Raw genomic sequence first — 21,965 nt, 5'->3', positions numbered from 1 at the left:
GAATGACACAGAAATTAGTGGTGATCGGGGCAGGTATGGCCTCTGGTCGAATGCTAGAGCATCTGTTTGAAGGCGGCGCGGATTATGAGGTGACGCTGTTCAATGCGGAGCCGCGCGGCAACTACAACCGCCTCATGCTGTCGCCTGTTTTGTCGGGCGAGAAAACCTACGAACAGATCGTGACACACGACGACGATTGGTATGCGACCCACGGGGTGACCTGTCGCTTCGGCGAGAAGGTGATTGGGATTGATCGCGACCGCAAAGTGGTCGTCGGTGAGAAAGGCGAGGTTGCCTATGACAAGCTCGTCGTCGCAACGGGCTCCAACCCCTTCATGATCCCGCTTCCTGGGCATGATCTGAAAGGCGTCATTCCTTATCGCGATCTCGAAGATACCGAAAAGATGATGGGATTGGGTGACACTCCAAACGCCAAAGCCGTCGTCATCGGTGGTGGTCTTTTGGGGCTCGAGGCTGCAGCGGGCATGGCTGCACGTGGTGTTGATGTCACTGTGGTGCACATCATGGGCCACCTGATGGAGCGGCAATTGGACGAGGCGGCGGGCTACCTCCTGCGCAAGTCGCTGATCGAAAAAGGGATCAAGGTTCTGTGCCGCGCGAACTCCAAGGAAATCCTGTCGGATGGGCAGGGTTCGGTTCGTGCGCTTCTTCTCGACGATGGCATTGAGCTGCCCTGTGATCTGCTGGTGATGGCTGTCGGCATTCGACCCAATACGGCACTCGCGGCGCAGTCTGGGTTAGCCGTTGGTAAAGGCATCCACGTCAATGATCAGATGGTGACATCCGACCCTGATGTTCTGTCCTTGGGGGAATGTGTCGAGCACAACGGCGCAATCTTTGGCCTTGTTGCGCCGCTTTATGATCAGGCACGCGTGTTGGCGAATACGCTGATGGGGCAAGCAGATCAGTTTGTGAACAAAGAGGTGTCGACCAAGCTCAAGGTCACAGGCTGCGATCTCTTTTCGGCGGGTGACTTTGCCGAAGCCGAAGATCGCGAAGACATCGTGTTCCGTGATCCCGCACGGGGCGTTTACAAACGTCTGATCCTCAAGGGGAACCGTATCATCGGCGCGGTCATGTATGGCGATACGAGCGATGGCGCGTGGTTTTATTCCAAGATTAAAGATGGATCGGATGTCTCTGAAATAAGGGACACTTTGATCTTTGGGCCTAGTTTTCAAGGGGGTGCCCCCTCGGACCCTTTGTCGGCCGTTGCAGCCTTACCGGATGATGCAGAGATCTGCGGTTGCAACGGCGTATGTAAAGGTAAAATCATTGAGGCGATCAACGGTGGTGCCACCTCTTTGGATATGATCCGCGCACAAACAAAAGCTTCTGCATCGTGTGGCACATGTTCGGGGTTGGTCGAACAGGTTTTGGCTTCGACCTTGGGCGACGATTTTGTCCTGCCCACGGTTCAGCCAATGTGCAAATGCACGGACCACACCCATGAAGACGTGCGTCGATTGATCAAGTCGCAAGAGCTGAAATCAATGCCTGCCGTGTTTCAGGAACTCGCGTGGAAAACCGTCGATGGCTGCCATTCCTGCCGCCCTGCGCTGAACTATTATCTGCTCGCGGATTGGCCTCTCGACTATGCTGACGATCCGCAATCGCGGTTCATCAACGAACGCAAACACGCCAACATTCAGAAAGACGGCACGTTCAGCGTTGTTCCTCGTATGTGGGGTGGCATGACCACCTCTGATGAACTGCGCGCAATTGCCGATGTGGTGGACAAATTCAAAATCCCGACCGTCCACGTCACAGGCGGTCAACGTATCGACCTCTTGGGCGTCAAGGGTCAGGACTTACCTGCGGTTTGGGCTGATCTGAACGCCGCAGGCATGGTGTCTGGCCACGCTTATTCCAAAGGGCTCCGCACGGTGAAAACCTGCGTGGGTAAGGATCATTGCCGATTTGGAACGCAAGACAGTTCTGGCTTGGGCATCCAGTTGGAAAAGGCGCTTTGGGGATCTTGGACACCTCACAAGGTGAAACTGGCGGTCTCTGGTTGTCCACGGAACTGCGCCGAAGCGACCTGCAAGGACATCGGCGTTGTCTGTGTCGACTCTGGATACGAGATCGGGATCGCGGGCGCCGCAGGGATGGACGTGAAGGAAACCGTTCCGTTCCACAAAGCGGCGTCTGAGGCGGAGGTGTTGGAGTGGGTTCAGGCTGTGATGCAGCTCTATCGTGAACACGCCAAATACCTCGACCGCATTTACAAATGGGTCGACAAGGTCGGGCTTGAGTGGGTTCAGGAACAGGTGAGCGATGAGGCCAATCGAAAGGCCTTAGTCGAACGGTTCCTCGTATCTCAATCTGTTTACCAAAAAGACCCTTGGGCCGAGCATGTCGAACGCGAACGTGCCCGTTACACCCCAATGGCAAACCTCATGTTGGAGGCCGCAGAATGACCACTTGGATTGATATTGGTGCCGTCACGGATATCCCCCGCCAAGGCGCTCGTGTCGTTAAAACGGCCCAAGGCTGTGTCGCGGTGTTCCGCACCATCACGGAAGAGGTTTTCGCTCTCCAAGATCGCTGTCCGCACAAGGGTGGCCCCCTCAGCGAAGGGATTGTGCATGGCTCCAAGGTGACGTGCCCGCTCCATAACTGGGTGTTCGATATGAACACTGGGGCGGCGACTGGCGCAGATGAGGGGCAGGTCGCGACCTATCCGACACGGGTCGAAGATGGTCGTATTCTCTTGGATGTGACGCTCCTCCAAAACCGGAGCGCTGCATGATGGACGGGTCCGCTTTGCCTGAGGTGCGCACAACCTGCTCTTACTGCGGGGTCGGGTGCGGGGTCATTGTTCGACCAGACGGGCAAGGCGGGGCTGTCGTTCGTGGCGACCCTGAACATCCTGCAAACTACGGTCGTCTTTGCTCAAAGGGGTCTGCACTCGGTGAAACGATCTTGACCGATGGGCGTTTGATGACGCCGATTGTTGAAGGGAAAGAGGCAAGTTGGGATCAGGCGCTCGACCTCGTTGCGGAGCGGTTCAAAGAAACCATCGCGATACATGGCCCAGATAGCGTGGCCTTTTACGTGTCTGGGCAATTCCTGACCGAAGATTACTATCTCGCGAATAAACTCATGAAAGGGTTTATCGGGTCGGCCAATATCGACACGAACTCGCGTCTTTGCATGGCGTCGACTGTTGCAGGGCATCGTCGCGCCTTTGGCACTGACACGGTCCCAGGCAATTACGAGGATTTGGAACAGGCTGACTTGGTCGTTCTGGTCGGGTCCAATATGGCGTGGTGCCATCCTGTGCTTTACCAACGTCTCTCGGCGGCAAAGGCTGCAAATCCGAAAATGAAGGTGGTCAATATAGACCCGCGTCGGACAGCGACCAGCGACTTAGCTGACCTTCATTTGGCCATAGCACCGGGTTCGGACGTTGCCTTGTTTAACCGTGTGTTGGTTGAGATCGTGCGCCAGGGCAAATTGGATGCGGGGTATATCGCGAAGTCTGTGAACGGATTTGCTGATGCGGTGAAGGCCGCGCAAAAGGATGCCAATACTCCGCTCGATATTGAAGAGGCGGACCTCCAGTCATTCCTCGATCTCTGGGTAGGCACCGAAAAAGTCGTGACGGTGTTCAGTCAGGGCGTAAACCAATCCTCGTCAGGCAGTGACAAGGTAAATGCAATCATCAACTGTCACTTGGCCACAGGCCGCATTGGTCGCGCTGGTATGGGGCCACTGTCGTTGACGGGGCAACCCAATGCGATGGGTGGGCGCGAGGTTGGTGGTCTGGCCAATATGCTCGCCTGTCACCTCGACCTCGAGAACGAAGAGCACCGTCAGACCGTTCGGCAATTCTGGAACGCGCCAAAGATGCCGACGCAGGCGGGACTGAAAGCGGTCGATATGTTCCAAGCCGTGGCGGACAAGAACATCAAAGCGATCTGGATCATGTGCACCAACCCTGTCGCTTCTCTCCCCGAGGCGGATCGTGTGCGTGAGGCACTGATGGGATGCGACTTTGTCGTGGTGTCCGACATGTTCGGAGCAACCGATACGGCTAAGACGGCGGATGTTCTTTTGCCTGCGACGGGATGGGGTGAAAAGGATGGAACGGTTACCAATTCAGATCGCGTTATCAGTCGTCAACGTGCGTTTTTACCACCCGCAGGGCAGTCGCGACATGATTGGGATATCATCGCGGATGTTGGCCGCCGCATGGGCTGGGGGGCTGAGTTCGCCTATGAAACACCGCAAGAGGTGTTCGACGAATACGCCGCCCTGTCTGGGGCCGCCGCGCACTATGGGCGTGATTTCGATATTTCAGATTGGGATGTTGATTTTGACACTTTCACGCCGCGGCGTTGGGGGCAGGAGAGGTTCTTTGCCAACGGATCGTTTTTCCATGCGGATGGCAAAGCGCGCATGGTGCCTGTCACCCACCGAACGCCTGCGTCCGATGTATCGACTGAGTATCCCTATCGATTGAATACAGGACGGGTTCGGGACCATTGGCACACGATGACGCGCACGGGACGTAGTCCGCGACTGTCGCAACACCTCGCAGAGCCCTTCGTTGAAATTCATCCCGAAACGGCTGATCGTTTGGGAATTGAACCTGCATCGCTTGTCGAACTCACGTCTCCTTATGGGAGGTGCGTTGTTCGGGCCTGGATTACTGATCGGGTGCGGCGGCAAGACCTGTTCGCGCCGATCCATTGGACGGGAGAGTTGTCCTCGGCTGGTCGGGTCGATGCGTTAATTGGTGCCTCGGTCGATCCTGTATCAGGGCAACCAGAAAGCAAAGCCTTCCCCGTTAATGCTGCACCATTTGCGGTCGATTTCTACGCCTTTGCCGTCAGTGTGGACGACCCAACGCCCTCAACCGCCTATTGGGCTAAGGCGCGCGTGGGGAACGGCTGGCGGATGGAGCTGGCAGGGCAAACACCTCAGGATTGGGAAGGTTTCGCTACTGATCTGTTTGGGGCAGGTGAAGTGATCATGGTGACTGATCCCAAACAGGGCCTTGCTCGCGTCGCGGTCATGCGTGATGGCAAATTGCGGGGCGCGATTTTTGCGGGACGTGAACCCGTCGCGGTATCGCGTGATCATCTTGCGTCGCTGCTAGGGACAGAAGCGGTCGCGGTGCTGGCGGGTCGCCCTGGGGCTGATATGCCCGACGCTGGCCCGATTGTGTGTTCTTGTTTCTCTGTCGGCGTGAATACCATCCTGAGCGCGATTGAAACCAAAGGGTTGGTCTCGGTTGAACAAATCGGCGCCGCCCTTTCAGCAGGAACAAATTGTGGGTCTTGTAAGCCCGAACTTGCAATGCTTCTGTCCCGTGCAGTCGTAAGGGAGGCTGCTGAATGACCGCTGCTTTGGCGTCTTATGTCCGAATTCTGGGGCGAGGTGCGAACCTTAGTCGTTCGTTAACTGATGTCGAAGCCGAAGAGGCGATGGAGATCATCCTGAAAGGCGAGGCTGCGCCCGAAGCGGTAGGTGCGCTTTTGCTCTTACTTCGGATGAAGGGTGAAACCGCAGAAGAGATCGCGGGATTTGTGCGGGCTGCGCGTGCTCACATTCGTGCAGAGGGCACTGTCGCACTCGACTGGCCGAGCTACGCCGCTGGGCGCACCCGTGGTTTGCCGTGGTTCCTGCTTTCAGCAAAATTGGTAGCTGGGGCAGGGTATCCCGTGCTCTTGCATGGATGGAATAGCCACCAAAACCCCATTGCCTCTGTGCGTGCCGCATTGCCGATGTTGAATATCCCTGTCATCGAGACGCCCGAGTTCGGCACCTTGGCACAAGGGATCGGCTATCTGCCTCTCGAAACACTATCGGCTCCCTTGTTCAAAGTGTTGAACCTGCGGGATGTCTTGGGTGTTCGGTCGTGTATCAACACGGTCTTGCGGGTGCTAAACCCGACGGGAGCGGCGGCGTCGGTTCAGGGCGTGTTCCACCCACCGTATCGCGAGTTGCAGATGGATGCCGCGATGCTGCTCAAACAACCCTCTATGACAGTGCTCAAGGGCGGTGGTGGGGAGTTTGAGCGAAACCCCGCAAAAGACATCGCCCTGTTTGGCCTCAGGTACGGGCAGACATGGACCGATACTGCCACCGCAAGGGCAAATACACATACGCGTTTGGCTGAGGGCGTAGAAGCGAGCGACCCGTCCGCCTTGCCTGCGCTATGGACAGGCGCGTTAGATGATGGCTTCGCGCTGAATATCGTTCTTGGAACCGCTGACCTTGCTCTGCAAACGCTAGGTGCAACAGAGACAGCCGCGGACCTATGGGCGCAGAGAAACCGAACACTCTAGGAGATACGACATGCAGTCCTTTCCAATGTTCCTGAAAATGGCGGGGCGACGGGTTGTGATTGTGGGGGGCGGCGAACAAGCGGCCCAAAAATCCCGTCTGATGCTCAAGACCGAAGCGGCGATCACCATCGTTGCGCCGACCCTCGATGATGAATTGTCCGCTCTGGTAAACAAGGGGCGGGCGACGCATCATGACGGTGCAATCGCGCCAGACCTGTTCCGTGATACCGCCCTTGTCTTTGTCGCGACGGGATGTCCTGCCGTTGATCGAGCCATTCACGCGCTTGCCAAGGACGCGGGTGCAACTGTGAATGTCGTTGATCAGCCTGCGCTCTGCGATGCCACAACGCCGTCGATTGTGGATCGTGACCCCGTTGTGGTCGCCATCGGAACCGAAGGCACGGCACCTGTATTAGGTCGGGCGATTAAAACTCAGATCGAACAGACCTTGGATCCGCGTTTAGGAGCTTATGCGAGTTTAGCTGGGCGCCTGCGTGATGCCGTAGCGGCGAAAGTCGCCAAAGAGAGCCGTCGCGAATTCTGGCGCTGGGCGTTTCATGACGCGCCTTGGCTTGCTTTTAAACGTGGTGCCGAGCGTGAAGCCGCTGAACTGCTGAAAACGGCAATCGATGATGGGGAACTGCGCGGCGGTGGAACGATTTCCTTGGTCGGCGCTGGGCCGGGTGCGCGTGACTTGCTGACCTTACGTGCGGTGGAACGCCTTCAAAATGCGGATGTGATTTTCTACGACCGTCTCGTTGATCCCGACGTTCTCGAATTGGCGCGGCGGGATGCTGAGCGTGTCTATGTGGGCAAAGTCGTGGGCGCACATGCGATCCCGCAAAACCAGATCAACGCTCTCGTGGTTGCAGAGGCTCGTAAAGGGCGTCGAGTGGTGCGGCTAAAGTCAGGTGATCCTGCGATTTTTGCTCGCCTAACCGAAGAGGTTGAGGCGGCAAAGCTCCACAACATCCCCGTAGAGGTCATCCCGGGGGTAACCGCCGCCAGTGCCGCCGCAGCCGCCCAAGGTCAGAGCCTGACGGAACGCGGGCGCATTGATAGCGTTGTCTTGGCAACGGGGACCTTACAAGAGAATGGGGCGTTTCCCGACTTGGGGCGTCACGCCGCCAAAGGCACACGTATCGTGTTCTACATGGCAACGCGTCAGGCAAGGGCGCTGGTGCAGAGCCTTTTGGATGCTGGCGTAGAGGCTCATGCCTCTGTTTCTGTTGCTGTGAACGTCTCCCGTGCTGATGAGGTGTATTTCTCGACCGATTTAGAAAGGCTCGAACAGGAAATTATAGATCGAGGTATCGATAGCTGCGCTCTGATCAATCTCACTTTACCAAAGGATGACCTTCGACAGGTTCGCCAAACCCCAGTGATCGGGGCGACCTTGGCAAGCAACGGCTAAGATCGCTTGGACCTTCAGCCCGTTTCGTGCATCCTACCGAAAAAAGAGAGGTAGAGATGCAAAGAGCGTTTGCAGGTGTAGTGATCGGATTGTCTATCCTAGCGGGCTGTTCCTCTGTTGTAGGAAGCCGCGCGGTGGTGGAAGGCGTAGGGCCCAATGATATGCTCAAACTGCGAGCAGGGCCGGGGTTGGGGTACGAGATCATCATGGGGTTGCCCGACGGGACTGTCCTCAAACAACATGAATGTGTCACCGAGGTCGGGCAACGCTGGTGCCATGTATCGGTCGCCTCTGGGATTGGTGTATCTGGCTACGTCTCAGCGGACTACCTGAGCACAAATTAAGCGTTATCTGCTTTCACAATGGCGCCATAGGCTTTACGCACCCTTCAACGTTTAATTTCGGGGGCAGCCCATGGCGCAGAAAGCTACCATCTACAAAGTCGAACTCTCTGTCTCTGACATGGATCGTCACTATTACGAGACGCATAAGCTCACCATCGCCAAACACCCCTCTGAAACGGATGAGCGGATGATGGTGCGTCTCTTGGCTTTTGCTCTGAATGCGCATGAGCAGTTGGAGATGACAAAGGGGATTTCGACCGACGACGAGCCCGACATCTGGCAAAAGAGCTTGAGTGACGAGCTTGACCCGCGGATCTCCATACCGGCCAGCGGCGCGTGAAAGGCCGCAAATGAAGGCCTGACACAAGCACGCACTCGATCACAGTCTCAGAAGGTCAAAGTCCTACTTGCAAAGGAGGCGGCAACCACACAAACTTTGCATGATGGCTCAAGACACGTTGCGACATTTTCCGCTATCTCAGTTTCATGATCTCTTCTCTGAAGGCTTCTGTTGGGGTTCTCCATCCCAGGCACTTTCTGGGCGTCCCGTTCTGAGCCTCCCCCACTGAACCGGTCCACCGCTATGTTTAGGAAACGGAGGACCAGGAATGGCAAACAAACGACCAAAGCCCGAAGAGATCGTTACAAAGTTGCGTCAAGTTGAGGTGTTGATTGGGCAAGGATTGTCCCGTCTTGATGCGATTAGACAAATTGGTGTTGTTGAGCAGACCTATTATCGCTGGCGCAGACAGTATGGCGGTATGGGCGTTGATCAATTGAAAGAGCTCAAACGTCTACAAAAAGAGAATGAACGGCACTGTCAGACTAAACGGTCTTGAGGTGGTTCTGGAGCGTGGTTAGCGTTTTGGGATGATCAAGCGCTCTCCATTTCGATACTTCAAAACGAGCCCAGAGGTGATCCGCTTAGCGGTCATGCTATATGTGCGGTTCCCTCTGTCTCTTCGTAATGTGGAAGATCTCCTGCATGAGCGGGGGATCGATGTTAGCCATGAAACTATACGTTATTGGTGGAACAGATTTGGTCCGCTGTTTGCTTCTGAGATCAGGAAGCGAAGAGCGGACAGATTGAAATCCAGTTCGAATTGGCAATGGCACCTGGACGAGGTCTTCGTGAAAGTGAATGGCGTGCGGCACTACATGTGGCGCGCTGTTGACCATGAAGGTGAGGTGCTTGAAAGCTATGTCACAAAGCGCCGAGACCGTAAGGCGGCACTAAAATTTCTTAGGAAATCTCTTCGTAGATACGGAAGCCCGCAGGCAATAGTCACCGATAATCTACGGTCTTATGGCGCTGCTATGAGAGACATAGGAAATGCTGAGAAGCAGAAAACGGGTAGGTGGCTCAACAACCGCATTGAAAATTCTCACCTTCCGTTTCGACGACGAGAGCGTGCCATGCTGAGGTTTCGGCAAATGCGATGTTTGCAGAAATTCGCCGCTGTTCACTCTTCCGTCCACAATCACTTCAATCAGGAACGACACCACTACAGCCGAGGCAACTTTAAGACCTTACGCGCCGCGGCTCTCGCTGAGTGGCGCCAACTTGGTGCGATCTGAAGACTTGGTTGAGCGACAAACGGAGACGAGTTCGAATTAGTCTGACAGCACCAGATGAAATGAGCGCTGTCTCTCTTTGGGATTTTTGCTCGGCCATGGCGTTCACGCCGCCTCGCGGGTGTACGATGTGACAATGCCGCCGAGCTGGCGATTGCGCCGGATCGGGCCGTCACGCACTGGCCGGAAATCGACTTGCAGAACGTTGTTTCCGATGTCCCGCCCACGATGCGGGCGCTCGACATTGTAATGGCGCACCCAGGTCCGCAGGATGTAATCAAGCTGGGACCGGCTGAAGCAGACGAAGAAGTTCAGGCATTCGCGCTTTATGGTGCCGATGAACGATTCCGCGAAGGCGTTTGCATCGGGCGCCCTGTGCGGGATCTGGATGACCCGAGCGGCCTCCGACTCCCAGACGGCATCAAAGCTGGCGCTGAACTTGGTGTCGGCGTCGCGGATCAGGAAACCCGGCGTGATGCCTTGTTCTTCGCACCACATCAGCATGTTGCGGGCCTGCTGGGTGACCCACGCCGAGTCCGGGGCATAGGTCGGCGCGCTACAGAAGACGCGGCGGCTGCCGAGATGGATGAACATCAGCACGTAGGCCGTCCTCGGCCCGGGTAGCGTGAACACGGTCTTCGAGAAGAAATCGCAGGCCACCATGGTTTCCATGTGTGCCCGGATGAAGGTGGTCCACGGCAGGGCAGGCTTTTTCTTGCGCCGCTCTGGGCTCGGGTGAATGCCCGCCTCGTTCAGGATGCGCTTGACGGAATTGGCGCCGGCATAGAGTCCAAGCTTTTTCAGCTCGCCAGCGATCCGCTTGTAACCCCACAGGAGATTTTCAGATCCGATGCGGATGACGACATCGCGCAGTTCTTGCGTCAGGCGCGGCCGACCCACGGCCTGAAAGGGGCGTCCACCGCGCATCTGGGCGAGCCACCGCTTGTAGGTCGCGGGCTTGGCCACCTCCAACAGCCCGTCGATATCATGCCCGCATTCTTCCCCGATGCGCAGCAGTTCGGCTTTCTCAGTGGGCGACAGGATGATCCGTTCCGTTGGGATGCGGACCCGCAAGATCGCGATCTGGGCTTTCAGCAGCCTCAGTTGCACGTTGTGCCGCGGCATGAAGAACTGGTTCAAGAAGACCAGAAGGAGGGATATGGTCGAATTCATCTTGCGAGGCTCCACCACGGCGTTTAAAAAAATGCCGCTATCTCAACGTGATGGGCCTCGCTTACATTTTGGCACCCCTCTCAGGGAAGCAAAAAATGTTAGGGCAGGGCGGCCATGTTCGTCAAACCTGACGCGCGGGTGTTCAGGTGTGTGTTCTCCCACCAAACCCAACAGTTCATCACGCAGTAGACTGCTGAGAAACGTCGAGGTTCGCTGCCAGAGGCAAGCGACCAAGTGGGATAAAAACCCTCGGGACGCATCAATGATTTCAATGGCTTGGAGCGAGAGAGAGTTGGGTGCCAAATTGGCTCCTTCCGGGGATTACCTACCCATGCCACCCAATCCGAACCCATGAGAATGGCAGCCTGATAAGAAACCCTGATCCACCTTATCTCGGCTTCAAACTGGTCGAAAATGCACGACCACCTCTGCTATCACGGGGATGGCTCCCTTTTCTTATCTGTATCCCACAAATGAAAAAGAGGGGCATGATGCTCCCTCTATTCGCAGACTGCCCACATGGCAGCATAATAGTAATTAAATAATCGTAATTTATAAGCTACCTGCATGGTAGTAAAATTATCTTATGTATAAATAAATACATTAAATTAAATATAAATGCAATATTTAATTTGAACTTTTCGAAATTATTTTTAATCATATATTCAGTCCTTCATGGGGAAAGTACTTTTTTCACTGCAAAGTAAGCTCTCGAAGTGACAAGATCTCTTTGACCTGTCTCTTCAGAACTCGAATGGATTTGTGCTGTGCATAGCTGTCGATGAGGGCAGATTTTTCTGCTTCATCAAAACCTGGAATGAATCTTGGGTCCAACCCATCATCCAGGGCCAAATCTTTCCTGATGGTGTTCAGAATTTGAGGGATGTGTTCGAGGGCAGGTGTTGGCATGCGCATGATGTGACACCTGCTTTTCAACGGCTCACTGATGGTGCTCAACGTATTGGCAGTCATAAGCCAGCCAACGTAGTACAGGTTTACTGGAGCCTGGAGGTACGGCTCATGCCAGTTCATCGCCTCATCCTTCTCCAGCAAGCCAAGAAGCTTGTGCTGAACGTTCGCAAACTTACTCTCTTGCGCTTTATCGATTTCATCCAAGATGAACACAGGGTTCCCAATTTCTTTGTCGTGGATCACTGTTGACATGATTGAGGGCATAGCAGTGGAAAAGCCCTTCGGGACGCCAAAAATCTGATCATCCTGCATGCCTGCGACAGAGATCTTGCGATTATAGATATCGAGTTCTTCAAGCAGGCGTGACAGCAGTCTTGTTTTACCAAGGCCTGGTTCCCCCACGAGGATGGTGGGCTCGAACACGATGCCTTCTTTGCCGGCACTCATCCGACGAAAAGTGGGCTTCAACAAGTTGTCGATGATAGGGACTGCGTATGGGAACTCTTTGACGAGCGCTCGTCTCACTTCAACGAGCCCGTCTCGATGAAAGAGGGGAATGCCCACACCTTGTAGGCGTGCAAATTTATCGTGGGCAGTTTTGCTTTCCTTGTTGAAGCTGTCTGGCAGCTTCTCAAGAAAGACGACTTTATTGAACGGAATATCAGGGTTCAGAAATTCATCTTCAAAAGTTTTGAAAAACTCTTCGATAACGTCTACTTTGTGTTCAGTTCTAGGCATGGCAATAAATCCGCTTGAGCAGTTGCGTGTCGAGTTAGCAAGTCTGTCAGCGGATCGATATCAACATAAAAAACACTACCATAAGTATTAATCCTTGTCCATTAGCTCAAGATCCGAAAACACATTTTGTGTCTTATTTCTCAGATTGTCTCTGAATTCTTCATCAAGTGTTGCATATCTGCGTTTAAGCATGGTTGTATCCTTATGGCCAAGCATTTGAGCAACATCTTCAAAAGATACTTTTTTCTTGAGCATCAATGACGCAAATGTGTGTCGTGTTGAATAGGGTGTGATTTTCTTGTTTTCTTCTGTTGTAAAATTCATTCTCTTTTTTGCGTGATTAAATGCCTTTGACATTGTTTTAGTTGTGATTGATGTCACAAATCCAGAAGCAAACACATGAATATTTTTTTCCTCAAGTGAGTTAAATCTAAATTTTGGCAGAACAGCGATGGCAAAATCATTTACAGCAATAACATTTTCATCTGTTTTATCTGCAGTCTTGTGGTCTCTTAGGTAGATCGTTTTATTCTTAACATCGAAATAGTTATTTTCATATCTATCTCTTTTATGAAGCGATACAACTTCAGAGTGTCGCAAGCCTGTAAAGATCGCAAACTTTACAGCTGCAACGGCGACTCTATTATGGTATGTATCTAAATGCTGAAAAAACTCTTTTAGTCTTTCCGCTGGCAAGCCAAGCTTTTTGTTCCTCTCAGCATTTAACTCAACATATTTTGCGTAGTTTGTTTTGATTGTGCCATATCTAATTTCAGACTCAAGGGCGATTGAGATGTAATAAATATCTCTATTAGCTGCGACTTTCCCTGTTTTGCTTCTGAACTTGTGAAAGTTCTCAAGCTCTAAAACGCTTAAATTTTCAACTTTATAATCTTCACTAAAATATTTATAAACACGCTGATAGCATCTGTTTTTCTCAGCGAGGTGCTTGGGCCAAAATCTATTCCGTGTGGATTGCTGCTCATATTCAAGCCAAAGCGTATCATATTTTTTACTAACTTGGTTTTCCAAGTGGTCTTCAAACATATCTTTTAATGTTCGAAGAGACTTGTTGTCTGACTTCTTTTTCTTCTCAGACTTCTCTTTGAGCAACTCGTTGCGCTTGTCTTGTGCCATCTCTCTAGCTTCTGACACGCTGACATCATCACAAGACGCAAGACTGAACTCTTTGAGCTTTCCAGAAACCTTCATCTTCAGAGCAAAGGTTCGTTTGCCAGATGAAGAGACACGGACAACGAAGCCAGGAATGCGTGTATCTGTCCTGTAATACTGCTTTCCAAGGTTCTCTAAGCCATCAACGAGCTTCTGCGTGATGAGTTCTGCCATCTCTGTGCCTCCATACTACCTGCAATCTGAGTAGTGTGAGGGCAGGGGGCTGTCAACATTCTATACTACCTCTATACTACCGATGTATGGTTTTCTATGATTCGGAAGATTTGTGACCTACCCGAGAAGGATTTTAAAAAACAGTGTAAAAACAGATGATTGCAGATTAATTTTGGGTAGTTTGGAAAAAACGCTTGACAGAAAAAGCGGTTATTTACTGATTTGTAATCAGTAGGTCCGCGGTTCGAGTCCGTGTGGGGGCACCACTTCTTTCCCAAATTTCCAACTATCATGCGCCTGACACGTGGTCCGCTGCCGCAATCCGTCAGAATGTAAACGTCGCTTCGCAGCCTTGGTCCGATCCGGATCGTGGCGAGGTGATGGAAAACTCGGCGGTGCTGCGTTCTGCGATGATGTGGACGATAGAGAGGCCGAGGCCGGTGCCGTCGCCTGCGCCGCCGCCGCGAATGAACCGTTGTGACAAACGGGCAAGTTTTTCGGGATCGACCACGGGGCAATCGTTGGCGACGGTGAGGCGGTGATCTGCGTCGAGGGTGACGGAAATCTCAGTGCCTTCTGTGCGATAGCGCAGCGCGTTTTCGATCAGGTTCCGCACCACAATGCCCAGCGCATCAGGGTCGAGGTCGGTCAAAACCGCAGTGTCGGGCAGGCTGACCTGAACGGCCAGTTCAGGCTCGGTCCGTTTGAAGTCATCCACGATCATGCCGATGACGAGGGCCGCATCCATGGGCTCCTCAACGCGGAGCTTTGCTCCTTCGGCGCGGGCCATTTGCATCAGCTTTTCGGCGTAGCGATTCAGGCGTTTAAGTGTGGTTTCAATCTCTTTGGCCCGTGCGACGGCGACAGTGTCTTTGCTTTCCGCCTGCAGACGTTGCGCCTGTGCAATCGCGCCCGCAACAGGGGTGCGCAATTCGTGGGCGGCATTGGCGGCAAAGTCGCGTTCAGCGGCAAAGCCTGCGTTCAAACGCTCCATCATGCGGTTCGTGCCGTCGACCATCGGTTTCAATTCACGCGGTAGATCGGCGATGTCGACGGGGGTGAGGTTTGCAGGGCCGCGCGTCTCGATCTCTTTGCGCAAGAGGCCAAGCGGGACGAGCCCGCGCCGAACGGCAAAATATATAGCCACGAGCGTGAGCGGCACGACAATGAGGAGCGGCAGCAAGAACGCCGTAATCGCAGTGTGTAGGATTTCTTCGCGCGCATCCAAGGGACGGGCCACAGCAATCACAGCGCCGCGTCGTTCGGGGGCCACGTAGAACCGATAGCCGTCCCCATCCGAAAACCCCGTGTGGGTCGGAAAATCGATCGCCTTCGCACCCTCAGAGCGCAGGAGTAGGCCACTGCGGTCGCGGATAATCTGAAACTCCACGTCATCTGAATGATCCAGTCGCCCTAGATCGCGGGGGCGGTCGTCTTCGTGGTCGTCAAAATGTTCATGCAAAACGATGGGCAGAATGCGGTCGGCTGCGGTGCGCAGGTCGCGGTCAAAGCCCTCGTTCACCTCGTGATACATTTGCTGGACGGTCACGATGGCCGCGCCGATCCATAAAACGGTGACCATGAGGCTGACCCAAAGGCCGATCCGCGCGACAAGGGACAGAGGACGTTTGATCATTATGGTTGCCCCAAACGGTAGCCTAGACCACGTTCGGTCAGGATAACCTCTTTGCCGATCTTTTTGCGAAGATGGCTGATGTGGACCTCAATCGTGTTCGGTCCAACGCTGGTGTCGAAATTCGATAGAACCTCTTCGATCTGGCCCTTGCCGACAACTTGGTTCGGACGCTGGAGGATCGCCTCAAAAATCGCCCATTCGCGGTTGGTGAGGGCAACTTTGACGCCCGATTTTAGAACTGTCCGCCCTGCGATATCGATGTCCAGATCGCCATGGGTGATCAATGGGTTCGGGTTGCCAGCATAGCGGCGCGACACAGATCCGATGCGGGCCGAGAGTTCGCTGAGGTCAAAGGGTTTGACCAGATAATCATCCGCACCAGACTGTAGCCCCGCGATGCGGTCAGAGACCTGATCCAAGGCGGTGATAATAATGACGGGCGTTGCATCGCCACGGGACCGCAGGGATTTCAGGAACGGAATGCCGCGCCCATCGGGTAACAGCAAATCCAAGAGGATCAGGTCGAACGGGAAGGCCATAACCGCCGACTGCGCTTCGTCCAAGGTCGTCACGCGATCCACGCTATGCCCATCGGCCATGATTTGATCAGCCACCGCAGGGCCGAGCACCAAATCATCCTCCACCAGCAAAACGCGCATGTCGCACTCCGTTCATTGTCTAGGGATTACACTCTCTTGTGAACCTGAAGACAAGCTGAAGACGGTTTTCAGAAACCTTCAGTTTGGCTTCAGGTTTGGTGGCGATAAGGCAATCGATAACTGGGCAAAGCGCCCACTCTGACGGAGAATACAGATGAAATTTTTGACCCCCGCTCTTGTCGCGACAACCGCCCTAGTTGCCCCGTCATTTGCCTCTGCAGCGCAGGTGACATTGACCACACACATGCGCAACTACGGCGGCGAAGATGCCTACCTCGGCTATTACCTCACCGATGCGAGCGGCCAGTATGTGCGTCACCTCTGGATCGCCTCGGGCAAGTCGCGGTGGTGGGATCACCTGAGCGGTTGGTATGCAGGCACAGGTGGGTCGAGCCGCGAAATCGCTGGTCTTTCGGGCGCAAGCCTCGGATCTGGTCGGACACGCGAGATTACGGTCGATGTCGAGGACGCTTTGATCAACGCTGGCTATCAAATCCGCGTCGATGTGGCCGTTGAGCATATGCCCAATAGCCCCGCTGAAATCATTGTGCCTCTGGATGACGCGAACAAAGGTCAAACCGTTGCAGGTCGCGGATATATCGCCACCTTCACCTTTGATATGTGAGGTCACCGCATGTTCCGCGCTTTCCACCGTTGGGCGGGTGTCTCTGCCTCTCTCTTGCTGGTGATTGTGGCCCTGACGGGCGCGATCCTGTCGATCTTTCCTGTGTTCTCCGCTGACCGCACGGCGGTGCGGTTGAATGCAGGGGATTTGGTCGTCGCCGTCCAGCAAGCCATTCCAGGTGCGGAACAAATTGTCGTTGATGACAACGGTGTCATGTCCGCCGTGTCGTTCGGGGCGAACGGGTTAGAGCAAACCCTCATCGACCCTGCGACCGGCGCGGCAATGGGCGCAGTGCAGAGCAGCCAACTAGAGCTTTGGTTCGAAAACCTGCACCGCGCGTTGTTTCTCTCGGACACAGGCCATGTGGTTGTCCTGATCGTCACCCTTGCCATGGTGATCCTGTCGATCTCTGGCTACTTCCTCGCGGCCCGTCGTATGGGCGGCTGGCGCAAACTCTTTGCCCGTGATCGTGGCGAGGGTGCGGGCGGTCTACACCTGAAAATCGCACGGATCGCGGGGATCGGTTTGCTGATCTCGTCGATCTCTGGTGTGTGGATGGGGGCCTCGACGCTCGGCCTGATCCCTGAAACCTCGCCCTATCCTGAGTGGCCCTCTGCGATCAGCACAGATGCCGCGCTGCCCGCCGATCAACTGGCAGCCCTCACCGCGATAGACGGCGATACCATTCGCCAAATCACCATCCCCCGCGCAGGTATTCCAGGCCAAGCCTATATGATCGAGACAGACGCAGGGTCGGGCTATGTCGATCCCGCAACGGGCGAAATGCTGACATGGGATCAACGCTCGCTCTGGTCCAAAGTTATGGACGTTATGCACCTACTGCACACAGGACAGGGCGCATCGATCCTTGGGTTGGTGCTGGGCCTCATGTCCTTGGCGGTTCCTGTTCTGACGGGCTCTGGCCTCTTGGTCTGGATCGCGGGGCGGAGCCGTGGTCCAAAGCTGCACAACACGGACGCAGCTCATGCCGATGTGGTTCTATTGGTCGGCTCTGAGACTGGCACAACGGGGCGGTTTGCACGTGCGGCGGCGCTCTGGCTGCAAGGGCAGGGGCAAACGACGCATATCGCCGATATGAACGACTTCGCGCCCGACAGATACGCAACGGCGCAGTCGATCATCCTTTGTGCTGCGACCTATGGTGAAGGGGATGCGCCCCATTCCGCATCCGATTTTTGCGAGGTTATCGCGAACGCACGCCCATTGTTGACCCCGATTTCCGTCGTTGGCTTTGGTGACACCTCCTATCCAGAGTTCTGCGGCTATGCCCGCAAAGTTGCCCAAACGCTGCGCGAGCGTGGCTGGTCTGTGCCGTCGGATATTCACACCGTTGACCGCCAATCGGTTCAGGATTTCGCGGCTTGGGGTCGTGATTATGCGGCGGCATTCGGTCTGCCCGAACCCGACCTTGCCACCATGGTTGATCCGCAGCCAACGACCGATCTGACGCTGATCTCTAAACGCACCTACGGCGAAGAGGACCAAGCCCCAATGGCGGTCTTGCGCTTTGCCCTGCCGAAACGGTCCGTCCTTGATCGTCTAATGCGGCGTGGTTTTGCGGGGTTTGAGGCGGGCGATCTGTTGAACATCCTGCCCCAAGGCGACCCAAGCCCACGGTCCTATTCGCTGGCCTCTGCGTCCAAGGATGGCTTTGTTGAAATCTGTGTTCGCAAGGCACCGGGCGGTCTGTGCTCGGGGCAGCTCTACGCGCTAGAGGTGGGTGAGACGGTCCATGCCTATGTCTCGACCAATGCGGCCTTCCACGCGCCAAAAGGGGATGCGCCGTTGGTGCTGATCGGTGCTGGTGCTGGTGTCGGGGCTTTGGCGGGCTTTATTCGGGCGAACGCGGCCAACCGTCCTGTTCATATGTATTTCGGTGTCCGCAGCCGCCGTGGTGGCTATGCCTATGACGACGATTTTGCGGCATGGGAATCGGAAGGGCGGCTGTCCTCTCTGACCTTGGCGCTGTCGCGTGGTGCGAAACCCCGATACGTGCAGAACGCGGTCGCGGATGACGCTGTGCGCATTGCCGACCTGATCAATACGGGCGCGCAGATTTTGATCTGCGGCGGACGCGATATGGGTGACGGCGTCAAAGCGGCGCTCGACGATATCCTCACCCCTCTGGGCCTCAGCGTTGATGCGCTCAAGGCCGAAGGACGGTATGCTGCCGATGTGTTCTGATTGCTGTCATAACCTCTCGGGTGAAACGATGGGCACGGCTCGCTGGCATGCGCAATTCTGGCTGCCAGAGGGCGCGGACCCATCCCCCTATCAATCAGCGTTCCAAGTGGCGGTGGACACCGTGGATGCCCAGATGTCCCTCTGGAAACCGCAAAGCGACCTTTGCCGTCTGAACGCCGCACCCGTTGGGGGATGGGTGACTGTGCCCGCTGCGCTCTTTACGGTTCTGGATCAGGCTCTGACTATCGGGCGGCTGTCGGGCGGCGCGTTCGATATTGCCGTAGGCCGCGCGGTCGAGGCGTGGGGGTTCGGCCCCAACCCTGCCGATGCGGACCACTTGACCCAGATGATCGGCGACACATCGCATATCGCGGCCCATGACGCAGTTGAACTGGATGCAGAGGGCCTTCGGGTGCGCAAAAGCCAGCCCGTGCAACTGGACCTCAACGGCATTGCCAAAGGATACGGCACCGACTGCCTCATCGACACGGCCCGCCGTTTGGGCGTGACATCCGTCTGCGCAGGCATCGACGGTGACCTGCGCGCCATCGGCACCAAACCTGACGGTGGGTTCTGGCCCATCGCTGTTGAAGCCCCCGACTACGACCGCCGCGCAATCCATTCCGTTGTCGAAGTAACCGACGTCGCCGTTGCCACCTCTGGCGACTATCGGCACTGGATTACGGTCGGGGACAAACGGCTTTCGCACACTATCAACCCTCGTCAGGGCATCCCCCTGACCGATGGTCCTGCCTCTGTCACCGTTTTGGATGAAACCTGCATGGCTGCAGATGCTTGGGCGACGGCGTTAATGGTGATGGGCAAGGAGGCGGGAACGCACTTTGCACGGGCGAACGGCATTAAGGCGATGTACCTCGAACGCACCTGAGTCGGGCCGCGCCCCCCGAGGTCAGTGTTCTCCCTCTGGTTTCTTGCACGAACGTGTAGGTTGATACCGCATTTGCGTGCAGCGCTACTCCATGCGCACGCATGGAGTGATCACGTTAAGGGTGTATATCAAAAGTGTTCCTACCTCTTAACTAGTCCTGCTCATGTTCGCATTTTACGTAATCCCCCTCGCGTTTGTTTCTGTTTTCCTTCCCAGTGACGCGAACATGAGCAGTGGTTTAGAGGTGCCAGACCCGTACACACTCAGCGCTGACACTGGCGTCGCGCAGGATCCCGATTTCCCCTCCGTTACGTTCGAATTCTGATCGGCGCTTGTCCCTTTGGTGTCTCTGCGGTCTACTGACCAAAAGACCGGAGCGTAGACATGGCCGACCTAGAAACCCGTATTGCCCAAGGGCGTGGTGATGCACCCGCCGATATCGTCCTGCGTGGGGGCGAGGTTTTGTGCGTCGTCACAGGGGCACGGATTGCTGGAGATGTCGCGATTTGCGGCGATATCATCGTTGGGATCGGTGCAGATTACGCGGGCAAAGAGGTCATCGACGTGTCGGGCCTCACCTTGGTGCCGGGGTTCATTGATACACACCTCCATATCGAAAGCAGCCTTGTCACGCCGTTCGAATTCGACCGCTGTGTTGCGCCGCGCGGGGTGACGACCGCGATCTGTGATCCCCATGAAATCGCCAATGTCATCGGGCTAGAGGGTATCCGATATTTTCAGGCGGCGTCAGAGCGCACGGTCATGGATATAAAGGTCCAGCTGTCGTCCTGCGTGCCGTCCTCGCATATGGAAACGGCAGGGGCGCGGCTCTTGGCGGATGACATCGCTCAGGTCATGGGGCATCCGTCGAACATCGGATTGGCGGAATTCATGAACTACCCCGGCGTGATCTATCGTGACCCCGATTGCATGGACAAAATCCGCCTGTTTGAGGGTGGCCATATCGACGGCCATTGTCCGCAACTGTCGGGCAAAGACCTTAACGCTTATGTCGCTGCAGGCATCCGCACCGAACACGAGGCCACCACCGCCGAAGAGGCGATTGAGAAGCTGCAAAAAGGCATGCGCGTGCTGATCCGCGAAGGGTCGGTGTCCAAGGATATGATCGCGCTGCAACCCGTTCTGACCGATATCACTTCGGCCTATATGTGCCTCTGCACGGATGACCGAAACCCTCTGGATATCGATGAATACGGACATCTCGACTACATGATCCGTAGTCTGATCGCACGGGGTAGCCCGATCACGGCCGTCTACCGCGCGGCGTCTTTGTCAGCGGCTGAAGCCTTTGGTCTCAAGGACCGTGGTCAGATCGCGCCAGGGAAACGGGCGGATATCGTGGCGATTGGCGATCTCTCAGCTTGCGATGCGCAATTGGTGCTTTGTGGTGGCAAGGTCGTGAACGACGCTGCCTTCGCCGCACGGGATATCATCCCTCCCGTAGGCCGCAATTCGGTCAAGGCCCCGACCGTCACGCCCGATCATTTCCGTCACGGTGGCAACAACCCCGAAACGCCCGTCATTGGTATCCTTGAGGGAAAGATCATCACTGAATTTCTGCACGAGGATATTCCCAGCACCGATGGCGACAAACGCCCTGACATCGCCCGCGATTTGATCCGCATAGCGGTGATCGAACGGCATGGGGTCAACGGCAATTCCGCGACGGGCTTTGTCAAAGGGTTCGGGCTGAAGTCCGGAGCAATTGCCTCGACCGTTTGTCACGACCACCACAACATCGCGGTCGTTGGCGCGGATTACGACGATATGGCGCTGGCCGCGAACCGCTTGGGCCAGATCGAAGGCGGTTTTGTGGTGGTGAAGGATGGCAAAATCCTCGCCGAGCTTGCGCTACCTGTTGCGGGTCTCATGAGCCTTCTGTCGTTCGAAGTGGTCCGCGATCAGCTGATCCCTCTGCGGGCCGCTGCGCATTCACTGGGCGTCGCGCTCGAAGAGCCGTTCTTGCAACTGGCCTTCCTCGCCCTGCCTGTGATCCCCGCATTGAAAATCACAGACCGCGGTATGGTCGATGTTCATAAGTTCGAACTGATTTCCTAACTGCCTATTTTTTCACCGAAACGCCCCAAAATGGGCATTTGGCAGGCTG

16 protein-coding genes and 2 pseudogenes are annotated in these 21,965 nt (G+C 55.4%); 13 read left to right on the top strand and 5 right to left on the bottom strand.

The features are described from left to right. The first annotated feature begins 2 nt into the window (after nucleotides 1–2). The 9 genes and pseudogenes from nirB (at nucleotide 3) to AC07ED_RS09485 (ending at nucleotide 9,656) form a co-directional block, all read left to right on the top strand. Nucleotides 3–2,441 (top strand): nitrite reductase large subunit NirB, encoded by a 2,439-nt coding sequence (gene nirB / locus AC07ED_RS09525; protein ID WP_105235576.1) that lies wholly within the window; start codon nucleotides 3–5, stop codon nucleotides 2,439–2,441. Beyond that, nucleotides 2,438–2,773, top strand: coding sequence for a nitrite reductase small subunit NirD (gene nirD / locus AC07ED_RS09520; RefSeq protein WP_105235575.1), 336 nt, complete (start codon nucleotides 2,438–2,440; stop codon nucleotides 2,771–2,773). Before nirB ends, nirD begins: the two co-directional genes overlap by 4 nt. Further along, nucleotides 2,773–5,370: a nitrate reductase gene (locus AC07ED_RS09515; protein WP_105236380.1), complete on the top strand. Its 2,598-nt coding sequence runs from the start codon at nucleotides 2,773–2,775 to the stop codon at nucleotides 5,368–5,370. Before nirD ends, AC07ED_RS09515 begins: the two co-directional genes overlap by 1 nt. Continuing rightward, nucleotides 5,367–6,320, top strand: a complete 954-nt coding sequence (locus AC07ED_RS09510; RefSeq protein WP_105235574.1) for a glycosyl transferase family protein — start codon at nucleotides 5,367–5,369, stop codon at nucleotides 6,318–6,320. The genes AC07ED_RS09515 and AC07ED_RS09510 overlap by 4 nt, the downstream gene beginning before the upstream one ends. Nucleotides 6,321–6,330: 10 nt before the next feature. Continuing rightward, nucleotides 6,331–7,734 carry a siroheme synthase CysG gene (gene cysG / locus AC07ED_RS09505; protein WP_105235573.1) on the top strand — a complete coding sequence of 468 codons (1,404 nt, stop codon included), beginning with the start codon at nucleotides 6,331–6,333 and terminating at the stop codon, nucleotides 7,732–7,734. 56 nt (nucleotides 7,735–7,790) lie between these two features. Next, nucleotides 7,791–8,078 (top strand): SH3 domain-containing protein, encoded by a 288-nt coding sequence (locus AC07ED_RS09500; protein ID WP_105235572.1) that lies wholly within the window; start codon nucleotides 7,791–7,793, stop codon nucleotides 8,076–8,078. 70 nt (nucleotides 8,079–8,148) lie between these two features. Next, nucleotides 8,149–8,400: pseudogene (locus tag AC07ED_RS09495) on the top strand (YaeQ family protein); the annotation flags it as partial. 286 nt (nucleotides 8,401–8,686) lie between these two features. Further along, nucleotides 8,687–8,893 (top strand): annotated as a pseudogene (locus AC07ED_RS09490) (transposase); the annotation flags it as partial. A gap of 55 nt (nucleotides 8,894–8,948) precedes the next feature. Continuing rightward, nucleotides 8,949–9,656 carry an IS6 family transposase gene (locus AC07ED_RS09485; RefSeq protein ID WP_105235571.1) on the top strand — a complete coding sequence of 236 codons (708 nt, stop codon included), beginning with the start codon at nucleotides 8,949–8,951 and terminating at the stop codon, nucleotides 9,654–9,656. Between the two features lie 102 nt (nucleotides 9,657–9,758). On the opposite strand, the gene AC07ED_RS09480 is transcribed toward AC07ED_RS09485, so the two are convergent. From AC07ED_RS09480 to AC07ED_RS09460, 5 genes are all read right to left on the bottom strand, one after another. Next, complete coding sequence (locus AC07ED_RS09480; protein ID WP_105235570.1) at nucleotides 9,759–10,826, bottom strand: integrase core domain-containing protein; 1,068 nt, start codon at nucleotides 10,824–10,826, stop codon at nucleotides 9,759–9,761. A gap of 693 nt (nucleotides 10,827–11,519) precedes the next feature. Continuing rightward, the gene (locus tag AC07ED_RS09475; RefSeq protein ID WP_105235569.1) at nucleotides 11,520–12,476 is read right to left on the bottom strand and encodes an AAA family ATPase; all 957 of its coding nucleotides are present in this window, start codon (nucleotides 12,474–12,476) and stop codon (nucleotides 11,520–11,522) included. 87 nt (nucleotides 12,477–12,563) lie between these two features. Continuing rightward, on the bottom strand, nucleotides 12,564–13,823 hold the full coding sequence (locus AC07ED_RS09470; RefSeq protein WP_105235568.1) for an integrase family protein: 1,260 nt from the start codon (nucleotides 13,821–13,823) through the stop codon (nucleotides 12,564–12,566). Nucleotides 13,824–14,148: 325 nt separating this feature from the next. Then, nucleotides 14,149–15,459 (bottom strand): ATP-binding protein, encoded by a 1,311-nt coding sequence (locus AC07ED_RS09465; protein WP_105235567.1) that lies wholly within the window; start codon nucleotides 15,457–15,459, stop codon nucleotides 14,149–14,151. Next, a complete protein-coding gene (locus tag AC07ED_RS09460) occupies nucleotides 15,459–16,118 on the bottom strand; it encodes a response regulator (RefSeq protein WP_105235566.1) in 660 nt (219 codons plus the stop codon). Before AC07ED_RS09460 ends, AC07ED_RS09465 begins: the two co-directional genes overlap by 1 nt. A gap of 154 nt (nucleotides 16,119–16,272) precedes the next feature. Between AC07ED_RS09460 and AC07ED_RS09455 the strand changes: the two genes are divergently transcribed. From AC07ED_RS09455 to ade, 4 genes are all read left to right on the top strand, one after another. Further along, a complete protein-coding gene (locus tag AC07ED_RS09455) occupies nucleotides 16,273–16,743 on the top strand; it encodes a DUF2271 domain-containing protein (protein ID WP_105235565.1) in 471 nt (156 codons plus the stop codon). Nucleotides 16,744–16,752: 9 nt separating this feature from the next. Beyond that, nucleotides 16,753–18,948 (top strand): PepSY domain-containing protein, encoded by a 2,196-nt coding sequence (locus AC07ED_RS09450; RefSeq protein WP_105235564.1) that lies wholly within the window; start codon nucleotides 16,753–16,755, stop codon nucleotides 18,946–18,948. Next, the gene (locus AC07ED_RS09445; RefSeq protein ID WP_245918063.1) at nucleotides 18,905–19,837 is read left to right on the top strand and encodes an FAD:protein FMN transferase; all 933 of its coding nucleotides are present in this window, start codon (nucleotides 18,905–18,907) and stop codon (nucleotides 19,835–19,837) included. The genes AC07ED_RS09450 and AC07ED_RS09445 overlap by 44 nt, the downstream gene beginning before the upstream one ends. A 384-nt stretch (nucleotides 19,838–20,221) precedes the next feature. After that, on the top strand, nucleotides 20,222–21,916 hold the full coding sequence (gene ade / locus AC07ED_RS09440; RefSeq protein ID WP_105235562.1) for an adenine deaminase: 1,695 nt from the start codon (nucleotides 20,222–20,224) through the stop codon (nucleotides 21,914–21,916). The last annotated feature ends 49 nt before the right edge of the window (nucleotides 21,917–21,965 follow it).

Source organism: Aestuarium zhoushanense (assembly GCF_056431045.1).
Note: the sequence above shows the minus strand (reverse complement) of the source record. Positions and strands in the feature narration are given on the sequence as shown.

Coding starts and splice junctions, on each gene's coding strand:
- nirB (WP_105235576.1), top strand. CDS start 3: ATGACACAGAAATTAGTGGTGATCGGGGCAGGTATGGCCTCTGGTCGA.
- AC07ED_RS09465 (WP_105235567.1), bottom strand. CDS start 15,459: ATGATCAAACGTCCTCTGTCCCTTGTCGCGCGGATCGGCCTTTGGGTC.
- AC07ED_RS09455 (WP_105235565.1), top strand. CDS start 16,273: ATGAAATTTTTGACCCCCGCTCTTGTCGCGACAACCGCCCTAGTTGCC.
- AC07ED_RS09480 (WP_105235570.1), bottom strand. CDS start 10,826: ATGAATTCGACCATATCCCTCCTTCTGGTCTTCTTGAACCAGTTCTTC.
- AC07ED_RS09510 (WP_105235574.1), top strand. CDS start 5,367: ATGACCGCTGCTTTGGCGTCTTATGTCCGAATTCTGGGGCGAGGTGCG.
- AC07ED_RS09445 (WP_245918063.1), top strand. CDS start 18,905: ATGCGCTCAAGGCCGAAGGACGGTATGCTGCCGATGTGTTCTGATTGC.
- ade (WP_105235562.1), top strand. CDS start 20,222: ATGGCCGACCTAGAAACCCGTATTGCCCAAGGGCGTGGTGATGCACCC.
- AC07ED_RS09485 (WP_105235571.1), top strand. CDS start 8,949: ATGATCAAGCGCTCTCCATTTCGATACTTCAAAACGAGCCCAGAGGTG.
- AC07ED_RS09460 (WP_105235566.1), bottom strand. CDS start 16,118: ATGCGCGTTTTGCTGGTGGAGGATGATTTGGTGCTCGGCCCTGCGGTG.
- AC07ED_RS09470 (WP_105235568.1), bottom strand. CDS start 13,823: ATGGCAGAACTCATCACGCAGAAGCTCGTTGATGGCTTAGAGAACCTT.
- AC07ED_RS09475 (WP_105235569.1), bottom strand. CDS start 12,476: ATGCCTAGAACTGAACACAAAGTAGACGTTATCGAAGAGTTTTTCAAA.
- AC07ED_RS09500 (WP_105235572.1), top strand. CDS start 7,791: ATGCAAAGAGCGTTTGCAGGTGTAGTGATCGGATTGTCTATCCTAGCG.
- AC07ED_RS09515 (WP_105236380.1), top strand. CDS start 2,773: ATGGACGGGTCCGCTTTGCCTGAGGTGCGCACAACCTGCTCTTACTGC.
- cysG (WP_105235573.1), top strand. CDS start 6,331: ATGCAGTCCTTTCCAATGTTCCTGAAAATGGCGGGGCGACGGGTTGTG.
- AC07ED_RS09450 (WP_105235564.1), top strand. CDS start 16,753: ATGTTCCGCGCTTTCCACCGTTGGGCGGGTGTCTCTGCCTCTCTCTTG.
- nirD (WP_105235575.1), top strand. CDS start 2,438: ATGACCACTTGGATTGATATTGGTGCCGTCACGGATATCCCCCGCCAA.